A 15,427-nucleotide genomic window follows, 5' to 3' on the forward strand; every position below is an offset into this window, starting at 1 on the left:
CTGCAGGCCGGCGTTGACTGGGGCGTTGATCATTTTGCAAAAACCTCCAGCAACCGGGGCGCAATCCTGTCCAGTGGGCGAATTTCAACAGCGGCTTCAATCGCCGCCGCCGCTTTGGGCATGCCATACACCGCCGAACTCTGCTGGTCCTGGGCGATGGTCAAATAGCCTTGTTCACGCATTGATTTAAGTCCCTGTGCCCCGTCGCGCCCCATACCGGTCAGCAACACGCCGACGGCATCGCCATTCCAGTGGCTGGCCACGCTTTCAAAAAATACATCGATGGACGGCCGGTAGATCTCGTTCACCGGCTCTGCGGTATAGGCCAGCGTGCCGTTCTTCAACAGACGAATATGGTGGTTGGTGCCGGCCAGCAGCACCACACCGCTTTGTGGCGGCTCGCCTTCACGGGCCAGGCGCACCGGCAGGCCGGAGGAGCTGCTCAGCCACTCGGCCATGCCCGCGGCGAATACCTGATCGACATGCTGCACCAGCACGATGGCGGCGGGAAAGTCCCGCGGCAACCCTTTGAGCAGGCTTTCCAGGGCAGCCGGGCCGCCAGCCGAGGAGCCGATCGCTACCAGGCTGTGGGGCTTGCCCATGGTGCGCTGGGGTGCGGTTTCGGCGCGCACGCGGCTGCCACGCTGGCCGATCAGCCAGCCGATATTGAGGATCTTGCGCAGCAACGGCGCGGCCGCATCCCTGGGGTTGCCTACGCCCAGCGCGGGGGTGTCCACCACGTCCAGGGCGCCATGGCCCATGGCTTCGAACACCCGGCTCATGTTGGCCTGGCGGTCGACGGTCACCAGCAGAATCGCGCACGGGTTATCGGCCATGATCTGCCGGGTGGCTTCCACACCGTCCATCACCGGCATGATCAGGTCCATCAGGATCAGGTCCGGGGTCAGTTCGGCGCAGCGTTGCACCGCCTGCAGGCCATTGCCGGCCACCCACACCACCTGGTGCGCAGGCTCGAAATTCAGGGCGCGGCGCAGGGCTTCGACGGCGAGCGGCATGTCGTTGACGATGGCAATCTTCATGCCCGCGCGCCTCCGATCAGTTCAACCACGGCGTCAAGCAGGGCGTCATCATGGAAGCTGGCCTTGGCCAGATAATAGTCGGCGCCGGCGTCGAGTCCTCGCCGCCGGTCTTCTTCGCGGTCCTTGTAGGACACCACCATCACCGGCAACGATTGCAGGCGCGTGTCTCGGCGCAGGAGTGTGACCAATTCGATACCGTCCATACGAGGCATATCAATGTCTGTGATCAGCAGGTCGAAGTCTTCGGAGCGCAAGGCGTTCCACCCGTCCATGCCGTCGACCGCCACGGCCACTTCATAGCCGCGATTGAGCAGCAGTTTGCGTTGCAGCTCACGCACGGTGAGCGAGTCGTCCACCACCAGCACGCGCTTGCGCGGCGCTTCGGTGGCCTGCTGGCTGCGCCGGGCGATGCGTTCCAGGCGGCCGGTGTTGAGCAGTTTGTCCACCGAGCGCAGCATGTCCTCCACATCGACAATCAGCACCACCGAGCCATCGTCGAGCAAAGCGCCGGCGGAAATATCCTGAACCTTGCCAAGGCGGTCATCCAGCGGCAGCACCACCAGCGTGCGCTCACCGATAAAGCGCTCCACGGCAATCCCGTACACCGCGTCGCGCTCGCGGATCACCACGACTTTAAGCGTTTCGTCATTGTTCTGCCCTGGCGGGCGCTGCAACAACTGGCTGGCGGCGACCAGGCCGACATGCCGGCCCTCATGCCAGAAATGCTGGCGGCCTTCCAACTGCACAATGTCGTCGGGGGCCAGGTCGCACATGCGTTCGATATGGGCCAGCGGGAAGGCGTAAGCCTCTTCGCCGACTTCGACCACCAGGCTGCGCACCACCGACAGGGTCAACGGCACTTCCAGGTGGAAGCGGCTGCCCTGCCCCGCCGTTTGCTCCAGCACCACCGCGCCGCGCAGTTGCCGCACCATATGCTGCACCGCATCCAGGCCAACTCCGCGCCCGGACACTTCGGTGACCTTGTCGCGCAGGCTGAAGCCCGGCAGGAAGAGGAACGTCAGCAGCTCCTCCTCGCTCAGACGCAGGGCGGTTTCCAGCGGCGACAGGTGCCGATCGACGATGCTGCCGCGCAGGCGCTCCAGGTCGACGCCATTGCCGTCGTCGCTCAGTTCCAGCACCAGCAAGCCGGCCTGATGGGATGCGCGCAGACGGATCAGGCCTTCGGCAGGCTTGCCGGCGAGCAGGCGCTGCTCGGGCATTTCAATGCCATGGTCGACGGCATTGCGCAATAAATGGGTGAGCGGCGCTTCGAGTTTTTCCAGCACGTCGCGGTCGACCTGGGTCTTTTCGCCCTCGATCTCCAGGCGCACCCGCTTGCCCAGGGTACGGCCAAGGTCGCGGACCATGCGTGCCTGCCCCGCCAATACATCGGCAAATGGGCGCATGCGGCAGGCCAGCGCGGTGTCATAAAGCACCTGCGCACGCTGCCCGGCCTGCCAGCCGAACTCGTCCAGCTCGGCGGTTTTTTCCGCCAGCAGGGCCTGGGCTTCGCTCAGCAGGCGACGGGTATCGGCCAGGGCTTCCTGGGCTTCGAGGTTCAGATTCAGGGTCTTGAGCTGGCCGTCCAGGGAGTCCAGCGCGCGCACGCCCTGGCTTTGAATGCGCTTGAGGCGTTGCAGGCTGGCCAGATACGGCTTGAGCCGCTGGGTTTCCACCAGGGACTTGCTGGACAGGTCCAGCAGGCTGTTCAGGCGCTCGGCGGTGACGCGCAGCACGCGTTCGCCGCCTTCGGTCATGCGCTTGCCCGGACGCGCGGGCTCGCTGGCAGCAGGCGGCGCAGGTTCGGGCTCAGGCTCGGGCTCGAGCGGCAAGGTTTCCATGACAGGCGTCGGAGCCGGCGCTGGCTCGGCTGGCGCTGCGATCTTTGCCGTGGGCTGCGACGGATCCAGCAAGCGCTCCATCAGCGCCACATAGGCTGCGATATCGGCAGGCGAGACGTCGTTGCCCGGCGTAGCGATGCGCATCAGCAGGTCGGTGCCCTGCAGCAGCGCGTCGATGTGCTCAGGTTGCAGGTACAGGCGTGCTTCCTGGGCACTGACCAGGCAGTCCTCCATCACGTGGGCCACACTGACCCCGGCGTCCACCCCGACGATGCGCGCCGCGCCCTTGAGCGAGTGCGCGGCGCGCATGCAGGCTTCGAGCTGGTCGGCCTGGGTGGGATTGCGTTCCAGGGCCAGCAGGCCGGCACTCAGCACCTGGGTTTGCGCATCGGCTTCCAGGCTGAACAGTTCCAGCAGCGAGGCGTCGCGCATCTGGTCGGGGGTCATGTGAGGCTCCGGGTCACGGCGGACAACAATTGTGCCTCGTCCAGCCAGCGCAGGCTGCGGCCCTTCCACTGCAGAACACCCTGGGTGAAGCGCCCACTGGCCTGGGTGCCGGAGGCCGATGCCGCTTTCAGGGTGCGCTCATCGACCGCGTGAATGCCGTCGACTTCGTCCACCGGCACCACCACCGGGCCATCCTGCGCGGCGATGATCAGCATGCGCGGCATGATCCGCCCGCCTGTCGCCCCGGTGCTGGTGGCATCCAGTCCAAGCAGTTCGACCAACGACAGACACGCCACCAGCGCCCCACGCACATTGGCCACGCCGAGCAACGCACGGGAACGCTGGTGCGGCAGGGAATGGATCGGCTGCAGCGGCGCCACCTCCACCAGACAGCGGGTGGCGATGCCCAGCCACTCCTCGCCGAGCCGGAACATCAGCAGCGAACGGGTGACGATGTCCTCATCGACCTCGGCCGCCGCCGGGCGGCGGTCGTCCTGTTGCAGGGCGTAACGGTCCAGCAACCGCGTGGCGGCGGCCGAATACACCGAGCAGTTGCGACAGTGAATATGCTCCGCCAGCAGCGGGCAGGACTTGTCGCCATGAATGCCGATGCGGTTCCAGCAATCGTCGATGGCCTGGGTGTCGGCCAGGGTCAGGTCCAGGCCGGCGGTGTCGAGCGCCTTGGTGCTACTCATCGTTTGGACTCACTGTCAGCTCGCTCGCTGCGCGCGGCACGTGCCTGCAGGCGACGCGCGCCCGCGCTGTCGCCCTGGGACTCGAGCAGCGCGGCCAGGTGCATCAGGGCCTGCGGGTGCTGGGGTTCCAGGTACAAGGCTTTTCGGTAATAACCCTGGGCTTCCAGGGCGCTGCCGGCCACATCGCTGAGCAGCCCCAGCCAGTAAAATACCTGGGCGGCCGGCGGGTGGTTGCTCAAATAGCGTTCGCAGGCGGCGCGGGCTTCAGCGCTCTTGCCGGCGTTGGCCAGGGTGGCGATCTGGCTGAGCAAGTCGGCCGTGTCGGAGGGCGGCGCCTTGATCGGCACCACCTGGGCGCTGGCCGTGCTGAACGGTCGCGGCTTGACCGGCAGCGGCATCGGTGCCGCGCTGCGCGCAAGCACGGGATTGGGCATGGGTACAAACACCGGCGCCGGCTTGACCGGTTCCGCGTGGCGGCTGAAGGCAAACGACTGCGGCACGCCAATCGAACGCATGCCGTGGCGCCCCAGCAGGCTGCCCTCGGCCGGGCCGATGAACAGCACGCCGTCCAGGTGGGTCAAGCCCTTGAGCACATCGAACACCTGCTGTTGCGTCGGCTGGTCAAAGTAGATCAGCAGGTTGCGGCAGAACACGAAATCGTAGGCCGATTCATTGGCGAGCAGGGCCGGGTCAAGCAGGTTGCCGACCTGCAGGCGCACCTGTTCGCGCACGCGGTCGGCGATGTGATAACCCTCGGCCTGTTCGCTGAAGTGGCGGTCGCGAAAGTCGATGTCGCCGCCGCGAAACGAATTCTTGCCGTACACGCCGCGCCGGGCGCGCTCCACCGACAGCGGGCTGACGTCCATGCCCTGCACCTTGAACTGGTGCGGCGCAAGGCCGGCATCGAGCAGGGCCATGGCGATCGAATAGGGCTCCTCGCCCGTGGAGCATGGCAGGCTCAGAATGCGCAAGGCGCGCAGTTGCTTGAGCTCGTCCAGACGCGCCTTGGCCAGCCGCGCGAGGGTTGCGAAGGATTCGGGGTAGCGAAAGAACCAGGTCTCGGGAACGATCACCGCTTCGATCAGCGCCTGCTGTTCGTCGTGGGAGCGTTGCAGGTGCTGCCAGTAATCATCCGCTGTCTGCGCCTGCACCGCCTGGCTGCGCTGGCGCACGGCACGCTCGATAATGGCTTCGCCCACCGAAGCGACGTCCAGGCCGATGCGTTCTTTCAAATAGGCAAAAAAGCGCGGGTCGTTGCTCATAGGCTCAACTCGGCAGAGAACAGCAAGGCACGCACGTCTTCGGTGAGCAGGTCATTGACGCCGATCCATTGCGTCAAGCCCGCCGCATCTTCGCGCACTGGCCCAAGGTACGGCGCCTGGCGATTGTCCAGGCCATAAGGCTGGAATTCGGCGGGGTCGCAGCGCAGGGTGTCGGTGGCCTGTTCGAGAATCAGCCCCAGCCGGCGCGGTTCGGCCCAGGATTGCGGCTGGTAGTTGACCAGCACCAGCCGCGTGCTCGTGCGGGCCTGAGCGGCGGTGCCAAAGGTCAGCGCACTCAGGTCGATGACCGGCACCAGCGCGCCGCGATGGGCAAAAATCCCCGACACCCAGGCGGGCGCGTGGGCGATGGGCTTGAGTGGCAGGCGCGGCAGCACTTCGGCCACTTCGGTGGCCTTGAGGGCAAAGCGTTCACTGCCGATGTGGAACAGCAGGAACAACGCCTTTTTCGCTGCCGTAACGGCGCCGCGTTTAGCCGCGAGGTCGCTCATCAGACTTTGAAACGCGACACGCCGCTGCGCAGACCCACCGCAACCTGGCTCAGTTCATCAATGGCAAAGCTGGCCTGACGCAGGGACTCCACGGTCTGGCTGCTGGCATCACCGAGCTGCACCAGCGCGTGGTTGATCTGTTCGGCGCCGGTGGCCTGGGCCTGCATGCCTTCGTTGACCATCAACACCCGTGGCGCCAGCGCCTGCACCTGATGGATGATCTGCGAAAGCTGCTCGCCCACCTGCTGCACTTCGAACATGCCGCGGCGCACTTCCTCGGAGAACTTGTCCATACCCATCACCCCGGCCGACACCGCCGACTGGATCTCGCGCACCATCTGCTCGATGTCGTAGGTGGCCACGGCAGTCTGGTCGGCCAACCGTCGCACTTCGGTGGCCACTACGGCAAAGCCGCGCCCGTATTCGCCGGCCTTCTCGGCCTCGATGGCGGCATTGAGCGAGAGCAGGTTGGTCTGGTCGGCGACCTTGACGATGGTCACCACCACCTGGTTGATGTTGCCGGCCTTTTCGTTGAGGATCGCCAGCTTGGCGTTCACCAGGTCGGCGGCGCCCATCACCGAGTGCATGGTTTCTTCCATGCGCGCCAGGCCCTGCTGGCCGGACCCGGCCGCCACCGAAGCCTGATCGGCGGCGGTGGAGACTTCGGTCATGGTGCGCACCAGGTCCTTGGACGTGGCGGCGATTTCCCGCGACGTCGCGCCGATCTCGGTGGTCGTGGCGGCGGTTTCGGTGGCGGTGGCCTGCTGCTGCTTGGAGGTGGCGGCAATCTCGGTGACCGAGGTGGTGACCTGCACCGAGGAGCGCTGGGCCTGGGACACCAGGGCGGTCAGTTCAGTCATCATGTCGTTGAAGCCGGTTTCCACGGCGTTGAATTCGTCCTTGCGCTCCAGGTTCAGGCGTTTGCTGAGGTCGCCCGTGCGCATGGTTTCGAGGATGTCGACGATGCGCTTCATCGGCGCCATGATCGCGCGCATCAGCAGCAGGCCACACAGGCCGGCAGCGAGAACGGCGATGATCAGCGACACCACCATGCTGATCTTGGCCGACAGCACGGCCTCATCAATGGCCGCCGTGGCGCGGTCGGACACGTTCTTGTTTTCAGTGATGATGTCGTTGAGCTTCATGCGCCCTTCGGTCCAGATCGGCGTCAATTGCTCTTCGAGCAATACGCTGGCACCGGGCAGGTCGTTGGCTTCAACGCGTTCCAGCACCTGGGCCAGAACCTTGTTGTAATTGATGTGCGCGGCCTTGAAGTTGTCGAACTCCATGCGATCGGCCTGGTCATGCACGGTTTTTTCATAGTTGGCCATCTGCTGCTCAATTCGCGCTTCGAAGGACTTGTAGTCATTCTTGTCGGAATTGGTGAGGGTCTTTTCCTCGCGCAGGCCGATGATGTCGATGGTCTGTAAATAGCTGTCGACCCACGCGCTGCGGATCATGGAGCTTAAGTAGACCCCTGGCACCGCATCATCCCTGACGGCTTCCTGACTGACTTCGATCTTCAGCAACCGTGAGTAGGACACCACGACCATCAGCAACATGATCGCAATAATGACCGCAAAGCTCGCCAAAATCCGTTGGCGCAACGTCCAGTTCTTCACAGTAATTCCTCGAAGGGCCATTCAAATGGAGGGGAGTATAGCTGAGCGGAATGTGCGAGGGGGGTTGCTTGCGATGGCGGTGTGTTTGTATCAAAACGACTGACTGACGGGCTCAGGCAACCCCATTCCTGTGACGATCGGGCTTGCCCTAATGCCGTTCAGTTAAGCGCAGATTCCCTGTGGCGAGCAGGCTTGTCCTGCGTTGGGCTGCGCAGAAGCCCCAAAACCAGCCTCCGCGTAGTATCAGGTATACCGAGGGTTTCCTGATTGGGGGCGCTTCGCACCCCAACGCGGGGCAAGCCCGCTCGCCACAAGAAGCGGGGCCTCCCCTATCTTGATTTGCGTACCGCCTGTGGTTACTGAGCCAGACGCACCTGTTTCTCCAGTTCGGCCTTCAGGCCGGGCTCCAGCCGGAGTTGGCGGGCCAGTTCGTCGAGGTATGACTTTTCCATGAAGTTTTCCTCGTCCACCAGCATCACGCTGGCGATGTACATCTCGGCGGCCATTTCCGGGGTGCCTGCGGCGCGGGCCACATCGGCGGGGTCCAGGGGTTTGTTGAGTTCGGCGTGCAGCCAGCTTTGCAGCTCGCGGTCGTTGTCCAGCTTGGTGAACTCGCCTTCGATCAGCGCGCGCTCGCGCTCGTCGACGTGTCCGTCGGCCTTGGCGGCGGCGACCAGCGCCTTGAGGATGCCCTGGCTGTGCTGCTCGACCTGGGCCGGCGGCAGGCGGTCGATGGTTTGCGGTTCGCTTTGGGGCGCGCTGGCCTGCTGCGCCTGCCAGTTGCCGTACGCCTTGTAAGCGATGACGCCCAGGGCGGCCAGACCGCCGTAGGTGAGCGCCTTGCCGCCGAATTTGCGCGCTTTTTTGTTGCCCATCAGCAGGCCCATGGCGCCCGCCGCCAGAGCGCCACCCCCTGCGCCGCCGAGCAGGCTGCCCAGGCCGCCACTGCCGAGCAGGCCATCCAGCGCGCCTTTCTCATCCGATTTGCGCTGGTCACCAGCCTTTTTTTGCAACATGTCCTGACCAGATTTAAGCAACTGATCGAGCAATCCACGGGTATTCATAAATAGCCTCCAGGCACTTGGGTACATAGGACAAACAGACCTCAGCGTAAAACCAAGTGCAAAATTTACTGCTCGCTAGAGTGCTTCCAGATGTAACACCGCCTGTGTAGTTTGAAGTGCGCAGCCACCCCTTCGCTGGTTTGGAAATGTCTTGTCGCACATGCAGAGCCACTACCGTGCCACCAATCAATTTTCCTTGCCCATCGAACCGCTTAAGCTATCCGGCGTCTGTTTAATGTCCGTTGCGTTTGGCCGAAGGCATGTCCGAACCGTTATTTCTGATCCATTACGTGCCAGGAACGGCGCGGGATTTGCTCACGACAGGTTGTCTCTATGCATCGCAGGAATTTGCTCAAAGCGTCCATGGCCATTGCGGCTTACACCGGTTTGTCGGCCAGTGGCCTGCTGGCCGCGCAGGCCTGGGCCGGTAACCGTGCCGCCGATGGCAAGGCCGTGGCATTCGATTTTGAAACGCTCAAGGCCCAGGCCAAACAGCTCGCCGGCGCAGCCTACAAAGACACGCGGCAGGTGCTGCCACCTACGCTGGCGAACATGACCCCGCAAAATTTCAACGCGATTGGCTACGACGGCAATCATTCGCTGTGGAAGGAGTTGAACGGCCAGCTGGATGTGCAGTTCTTCCATGTCGGCATGGGTTTCAAGACGCCGGTGCGCATGCACAGCGTCGACCCCAGGACCCGCGAAGCCCGTGAGGTGCATTTCCGCCCGTCGCTGTTCAACTATGAAAAGACCACGGTAGACACCAAGCAACTGACCGGCGACCTGGGTTTCTCCGGCTTCAAGCTGTTCAAGGCGCCGGAGCTGGACCGCCATGACGTGTTGTCATTTTTGGGCGCCAGCTATTTCCGAGCGGTGGACTCCACCGGCCAGTACGGCCTGTCAGCGCGCGGCCTGGCGATTGATACCTACGCGAAAAAACGCGAGGAATTTCCCGACTTCACGCAGTTCTGGTTCGAGACCCCGGAAAAGAACGCCACACGCTTTGTGGTGTACGCCCTGCTCGATTCACCGAGCGCCACCGGTGCCTATCGCTTCGATATCGACTGCCAGGCCAACCAGGTGGTGATGGCGATCGACGCGCATATCAACGCGCGTACCGCCATCGAACAACTGGGCATCGCGGCGATGACCAGCATGTTCAGCTGCGGCACCCATGAGCGGCGCATGTGCGACACCATCCACCCGCAAATCCACGATTCGGACCGCCTGGCGATGTGGCGCGGTAATGGCGAGTGGGTGTGCCGCCCGTTGAACAACCCGGCCAAGTTGCAGTTCAACGCGTTTGCCGACACTGACCCAAAAGGCTTCGGCCTGGTGCAGACCGACCATGAGTTCGCCAGCTATCAGGACACCGTGGACTGGTACAGCAAGCGCCCAAGCCTGTGGGTGGAACCGACCACCGCCTGGGGCGAGGGCTCGATCGACCTGCTGGAAATCCCTACCACCGGCGAGACCCTGGACAATATCGTGGCCTTCTGGACCCCGAAAAAACCCGTGGCTGCCGGCGACTCCCTCAATTACGGCTACAAGTTGTACTGGAGTGCCCTGCCCCCGGTCAGCACGCCGCTGGCGCAGGTCGACGCGACCCGTTCCGGCATGGGCGGCTTTACCGAAGGCTGGGCACCCGGCGAGCATTACCCCGAAGTCTGGGCGCGCCGCTTTGCCGTGGACTTCAAGGGCGGCGGCCTGGACCGCCTGCCCGCCGGCACCGGCATCGAGCCGGTGGTGACTTGCTCACACGGTGAGGTCAAGGATTTCAGCGTGCTGGTGCTCGACAACATCAAGGGCTATCGCATCCTGTTCGACTGGTACCCCACCAGCGACAGCGTGGAACCAGTCGAGCTGCGCCTGTTTATCCGGACCCAGGACCGCACCTTGAGTGAAACCTGGCTGTACCAGTACTTCCCGCCAGCGCCGGATAAGCGCAAGTACACGTGAGGCGCCGGTTATAAATATGGGAACAGGTTTGCCCGCGATAGCGATGAGTCAGTCGTTCATGTAGCAACTGGCCTACCGTCATCGCGGGCAAGCCCGCTCCCACAGTTGATCGCGTTCACACGCCCCGATACCGGTCGGCTCTAAGGCCGCCACGCTTTTGCTTTTGATCTGGAGCGCCCCGTCAAACACGCTGGCCGAACGCAGGCTTTGGAGCGTGGGTAACCCGGCAGGACGCCGGGTTAGCCGCGCTGGGCCAAGGATGGCCCATCGCGGCGGCCCACGCTCCAAAGCCTGCGTTCGGGCACACCGAGCCTGAGCGAGGTGCCGAGTGTTGGGGCGAAGCGTTTTGGGTTACTTTTTGCGCTCTTCAAAAAGTGACCCGCTGTAAGAGCGGAACCGCCAGCAGCCGTTACCGCAGAAACGGATAGGTACACCGAAAAATCGTCATCGCGGGCAAGTCGAATCGTCGCACCGCCGCTCCCACAGTTGATTTTCGCTGGTTTTAAAACCGCGACACACTCTTCATCGCCCCCACCAGGTACCGCATCGCCACCTGATCGTCCTCGGTCAGGGCGCGATATTGCGCCAGCAATTCAGCCTCGTCCGAACTCAACCTGCGACTACGCAGGGACATCCTGCGGGTCAGAAAACACGCCACCACACCCGCTACACCATAGGACTTGGCCATGGACTGTTTCTCCTGATAACGATCAAATGCTCCTTGCGCCCATTCTTTGCCTGCGATAAAGCGCAATACCTTCGCGGGCAAACCGACTGACTTCCTGGGCCAGAACCAGACGTACCCTAAGCGTAGAAACAATCTCGTCCGTTGTGGGATTTTTTTAGAGTATTCACTTAAAAAATTGCTTCGGTAACAAATACCTACAGCCTTTTCCCACACAGATGAACAAAGAAAAACCCACCGGACCCGGGTGGGTTTTTGGTGCAGCCTGCGCAGGATCAATCGCGCAGATCGGACTCGTGGATTGGCTGGTCGCGATGGGTCGCACGCTGATACTGCGCCGGCCAGGTTGCCTTGCGTCCGCCCAGGTCGTCATCGGCATGCAGGGGCCAGTACGGATCGCGCAGCAGTTCACGGGCGAGGAAGATCAGGTCCGCCTGGCAGGTGCGCAGGATATGCTCGGCCTGCGCCGGCTCGGTGATCATGCCGACGGTGCCAGTGGCAATCCCGGACTCCTTGCGCACGCGCTCGGCAAAACGCGTCTGGTAGCCGGGGCCGGTGGGGATTTCGGCGTTGGCGGCGGTGCCACCGGAGGAGACGTCGATCAGATCCACGCCCAGGTCCTTCAGGCGGCGCGCCAGTTCCACGGTTTCATCGGGGTTCCAGCCGTCTTCCACCCAGTCGGTGGCCGACACACGCACAAACAGCGGCAGCTCCTGCGGCCAGACATCGCGTACCGCGCGGGTCACTTCGAGCACCAGGCGGATGCGGTTTTCGAAGGAGCCGCCGTACTGGTCCCGGCGCTGGTTGCTGATGGGCGAGAGGAATTGGTGCAGCAGGTAGCCGTGGGCAGCGTGGATTTCCACCACCTGGAACCCCGCCGTCAACGCGCGCCTGGCGGCCGCCACGAAGTCGGCAATCACTTGCTGGATCTGCCCTTCGTCCAGCGGCGTGGGCTGGGTGTGCTGTGGGTCGAATGCAATCGGCGAGGGCCCCACCGGCACCCAACCGCCGTCTTCCGGCTTGACGCTGCCATGCTTGCCGATCCACGGACGGTGCGTGCTGGCCTTGCGTCCGGCGTGGCCCAGCTGGATGCCGGCTACCGCGCCTTGGGCCGCGATGAAACGGGTGATGCGCTGCAGCGGCGCGATCTGTGCGTCGTTCCACAAACCCAAGTCCTGGGCGGTGATACGGCCATCGGCGGTCACGGCGGTGGATTCGGTAAAGATCAGCCCGGCGCCGCCCACCGCACGGCTGCCGAGGTGGATCAGATGCCAGTCGTTGGCCAAACCATCGGCGCTGGAGTACTGGCACATCGGCGAGACCACGATGCGATTGAGCAGGGTCAGTTGGCGCAGGGTATAGGGTTCGAGCAGTTGACTCATGGCGCACCTCTTCCGGGTTCTGTGGGCACATCAACGGTGCCTGGAGCCTAGTCGACAACCGTCGATCACACAGGGTTCAGAAGGAAAGACGGGAGCCGATTACCGGCTCCCAGGGTGCTGCGGTCTACATTTCGACCTGGGTGCCCAGCTCGATCACCCGGTTTACCGGGAGCTTGAAGAAGCGCAGGTTGCCGTTGGCGTTCTTCAACATGAAGGCGAACAGCGCTTCGCGCCAACGCGCCATGCCCTTGATGCGCGAGGCGATCACGGTTTCGCGGCTGAGGAAATACGTGGTGCGCATCGGGCTGAAATCCAGCTCTTCCAGATGGCACAACTTCAGCGCCTGGGGCACATCCGGCTCGTCGGTAAAGCCAAAGTGCAGGATCACCCGGAAGAAGCCCTCACCGTAGGCATCCACCTCGAAGCGCCGGGCGGTGGGTACGCGCGGAATGTCTTCGTAGACCACCGTCAGCAGCACCACTTGCTCATGCAGCACCTGGTTGTGCAGCAGGTTGTGCAGCAGCGCATGGGGCGTTGCGTCGGGCCGCGCGGTAAGGAACACCGCCGTGCCCTGCACGCGGTGAGGCGGCTGCACGCGGATGCTGTTGATAAAGATCGGCAGCGGCAGGCCGCCCTCGTCGAGGCGTTCCACCAGCAGTTGCTTGCCGCGCTTCCACGTCGTCATCAACACGAACAGCACGATCCCCGCCAGCACCGGGAACGCGCCACCCTGGATGATCTTCGGCACGTTGGCGGCAAAGTACAGCCCGTCCACCAACAGGCAGCAGAGCAACACCGGCACGGCCAGAATCGGTGGCCATTTCCACAGCAGCAGCATCACGGCCGACACCAGGATGGTGGTCATCAGCATGGTGCCGGTCACTGCCACGCCGTAGGCCGAAGCCAGCGCGTTGGAGGACTCGAAGCCCAGCACCAGCAGGATCACACCGACCATCAGCGACCAGTTCACCGCGCCGATGTAGATCTGGCCCTGCTCGGCGCTGGACGTGTGCTGGATGTGCATGCGCGGGATGTAACCCAGTTGGATCGCTTGGCGCGTCAACGAAAACGCCCCGGAAATGACCGCCTGGGATGCAATCACCGTGGCCAGGGTGGACAGCACCACCAGCGGGATCAGCGCCCAGCTTGGCGCCAGCAGGTAAAACGGGTTGCGCGCGGCTTCAGGGTCGCCCAGCAGCATGGCGCCCTGACCGAAATAATTGAGCACCAGCGCCGGCAGCACCAGGATGAACCAGGCGCGGGCGATGGGCTTGCGCCCGAAGTGGCCCATGTCGGCGTACAACGCCTCGGCGCCGGTCAACGCCAGTACCACTGCCCCCAGAATCGCCACACCGATGCCGGGGTGAGCCTCGAAGAAACGCACGGCCCACATCGGGTTCAGCGCGCTGAGCACTTCGGGGTGCAGGGTGATGCCATACACGCCAAGGCCGCCGAGTACCAGAAACCAGGTGACCATCACCGGCCCGAACAGCTTGCCGATACGGTCGGTGCCGTGCTTCTGGATCAGGAACAGCGCCACCAGCACCACCAGCGCGATGGGCACCACCCACTTATCCACGCCATCGAAGGCCAGCTCCAGGCCTTCCACGGCCGACAGCACCGAGATCGCCGGGGTGATCATGCTGTCGCCATAAAACAGCGCCGCACCGCACAGGCCGCACACCACGAGGAAACTGCGCAGTCTCCTGCGCTCCCCCGCCGCACGTCGCGCCAGCGCGGTCAGGGCCATGATGCCGCCCTCGCCCTGGTTGTCGGCGCGCAGCACGAACAGCATGTATTTGATCGACACGACCCAGATCAGCGACCAGAAAATCAGCGCCAGAATCCCCAACACACCATCATGGTTGACCTGCACCCCATAACCGCCGGTGAATACTTCTTTGAGGGTATAGAGTGGGCTGGTCCCGATATCGCCGTAAACCACCCCAACCGCCGCCACCAGCATGCCTATCGGCTTGGCGTTTGAATGCTCGGCACCCGCCGCCTGACTACTTGCCTGACCCATCAACCACTCCTGCCCTTTGACCTGCGGCCATTTATAAACAACGCACCTGAGCGGACCCTAGCATGCGCCGTTTAACTTCTCGTAACAGACGTTTTATTGACTCACGGGGCTGGCCCGTGAGTAGAGGCGCGAAGCATAGCGCATGCGCTGGTTAGATTTCGCTGTTCGAAGGCATTGGGCAGCCAGTTCGCTCCCGTTGGTAGTAAATAGCGCAAACATCACGGCGCTCGAGCAAAGCTCCATGATCATAATGAGAAATTCCCCATGGCCCCTTGCGCCTTCACTCAGGAAACGGATGCCGAATTGCAGGGCACTAGTCGCCACCATCGCCTCTACGCCAATGACGGATAGCACGTTAAAGATGATATTCATTGAGTCCCCCGTCTTCACGGAAGACCTTGGCGAGCTTTTGAGCGATGAAAGCTAGGGCGGGGTACGGGTGATCGACTTCCACTTAATAGCGGCTTATCAGATCAGGCTGATTCTGATCTACCGTAAGGGGATCAAAGATGATCTTTCTCCAGCGGAAAAGAGAGTACTTGCACAATTAAACAGAGGGTGGAAGTGATGGAAAAGAATCTATTCAACCGCCTGGTCGAAAGCATGACCCAGATGGACGAGATTGGCCGTGGCGAACGTCCGCCATCCCGTGAGTTTCACGTGGACGCCGTGAAAGTCAAAATGATCCGTAAGGCTACCGGGCTTTCTCAGGCGCGCTTTGCCAAAGCGATTGATGTCGCAGTGGGAACTCTGCAGAACTGGGAGCAAGGTCGGCGGGAGCCAGAAGGCCCCGCACGGGCGCTCCTGCGCGCCATACACAATGACCCTGGGCACGTGTTGGCGGCTCTTGAGCAACGCTAGAGGTTGACGTGAGTTTCTTGCTGGGGCGCAGATC

13 protein-coding genes are annotated in these 15,427 nt (G+C 63.0%); 2 read left to right on the forward strand and 11 right to left on the reverse strand.

Annotation, left to right across the window (positions count from 1 at the left end; all coding sequences use genetic code 11):
• Positions 1–29: 29 nt before the first annotated feature.
• From ACXX81_RS16735 to ACXX81_RS16765, 7 genes are all read right to left on the reverse strand, one after another.
• On the reverse strand, positions 30–1,040 hold the full coding sequence (locus ACXX81_RS16735) for a chemotaxis response regulator protein-glutamate methylesterase (protein ID WP_458572072.1): 1,011 nt from the start codon (positions 1,038–1,040) through the stop codon (positions 30–32).
• On the reverse strand, positions 1,037–3,328 hold the full coding sequence (locus tag ACXX81_RS16740; RefSeq protein WP_458572073.1) for a hybrid sensor histidine kinase/response regulator: 2,292 nt from the start codon (positions 3,326–3,328) through the stop codon (positions 1,037–1,039). The genes ACXX81_RS16735 and ACXX81_RS16740 overlap by 4 nt, the downstream gene beginning before the upstream one ends.
• Positions 3,325–4,023 (reverse strand): chemotaxis protein CheW, encoded by a 699-nt coding sequence (locus ACXX81_RS16745; RefSeq protein ID WP_209989415.1) that lies wholly within the window; start codon positions 4,021–4,023, stop codon positions 3,325–3,327. The genes ACXX81_RS16740 and ACXX81_RS16745 overlap by 4 nt, the downstream gene beginning before the upstream one ends.
• Complete coding sequence (locus ACXX81_RS16750) at positions 4,020–5,285, reverse strand: CheR family methyltransferase (RefSeq protein ID WP_209989413.1); 1,266 nt, start codon at positions 5,283–5,285, stop codon at positions 4,020–4,022. Before ACXX81_RS16750 ends, ACXX81_RS16745 begins: the two co-directional genes overlap by 4 nt.
• On the reverse strand, positions 5,282–5,794 hold the full coding sequence (locus ACXX81_RS16755) for a chemotaxis protein CheW (RefSeq protein WP_209989410.1): 513 nt from the start codon (positions 5,792–5,794) through the stop codon (positions 5,282–5,284). Before ACXX81_RS16755 ends, ACXX81_RS16750 begins: the two co-directional genes overlap by 4 nt.
• Positions 5,794–7,437: a methyl-accepting chemotaxis protein gene (locus tag ACXX81_RS16760; RefSeq protein ID WP_245229102.1), complete on the reverse strand. Its 1,644-nt coding sequence runs from the start codon at positions 7,435–7,437 to the stop codon at positions 5,794–5,796. The genes ACXX81_RS16755 and ACXX81_RS16760 overlap by 1 nt, the downstream gene beginning before the upstream one ends.
• A gap of 335 nt (positions 7,438–7,772) precedes the next feature.
• Positions 7,773–8,480, reverse strand: coding sequence for a tellurite resistance TerB family protein (locus ACXX81_RS16765; RefSeq protein ID WP_231421910.1), 708 nt, complete (start codon positions 8,478–8,480; stop codon positions 7,773–7,775).
• A 333-nt stretch (positions 8,481–8,813) separates the two neighbouring features.
• Between ACXX81_RS16765 and ACXX81_RS16770 the strand changes: the two genes are divergently transcribed.
• Positions 8,814–10,439, forward strand: coding sequence for a glucan biosynthesis protein D (locus ACXX81_RS16770; protein WP_209989403.1), 1,626 nt, complete (start codon positions 8,814–8,816; stop codon positions 10,437–10,439).
• Positions 10,440–10,941: 502 nt separating this feature from the next.
• Here ACXX81_RS16770 and ACXX81_RS16775 read toward each other — a convergent pair.
• The 4 genes from ACXX81_RS16775 to ACXX81_RS16790 all read right to left on the reverse strand — a co-directional run bounded on the left by ACXX81_RS16775 (position 10,942) and on the right by ACXX81_RS16790 (position 14,904).
• A complete protein-coding gene (locus tag ACXX81_RS16775) occupies positions 10,942–11,127 on the reverse strand; it encodes a hypothetical protein (protein WP_209989400.1) in 186 nt (61 codons plus the stop codon).
• Between the two features lie 272 nt (positions 11,128–11,399).
• Positions 11,400–12,506, reverse strand: a complete 1,107-nt coding sequence (locus tag ACXX81_RS16780) for an NADH:flavin oxidoreductase/NADH oxidase (protein ID WP_458572074.1) — start codon at positions 12,504–12,506, stop codon at positions 11,400–11,402.
• Between the two features lie 124 nt (positions 12,507–12,630).
• Complete coding sequence (locus ACXX81_RS16785) at positions 12,631–14,532, reverse strand: potassium transporter Kup (protein WP_209989395.1); 1,902 nt, start codon at positions 14,530–14,532, stop codon at positions 12,631–12,633.
• A gap of 93 nt (positions 14,533–14,625) precedes the next feature.
• On the reverse strand, positions 14,626–14,904 hold the full coding sequence (locus ACXX81_RS16790; RefSeq protein WP_209989392.1) for a hypothetical protein: 279 nt from the start codon (positions 14,902–14,904) through the stop codon (positions 14,626–14,628).
• A 195-nt stretch (positions 14,905–15,099) separates the two neighbouring features.
• Between ACXX81_RS16790 and ACXX81_RS16795 the strand changes: the two genes are divergently transcribed.
• Positions 15,100–15,393: a helix-turn-helix domain-containing protein gene (locus ACXX81_RS16795; RefSeq protein WP_209989388.1), complete on the forward strand. Its 294-nt coding sequence runs from the start codon at positions 15,100–15,102 to the stop codon at positions 15,391–15,393.
• Positions 15,394–15,427: the final 34 nt, after the last annotated feature.

This window comes from Pseudomonas sp. GNP013 (assembly GCF_054343995.1).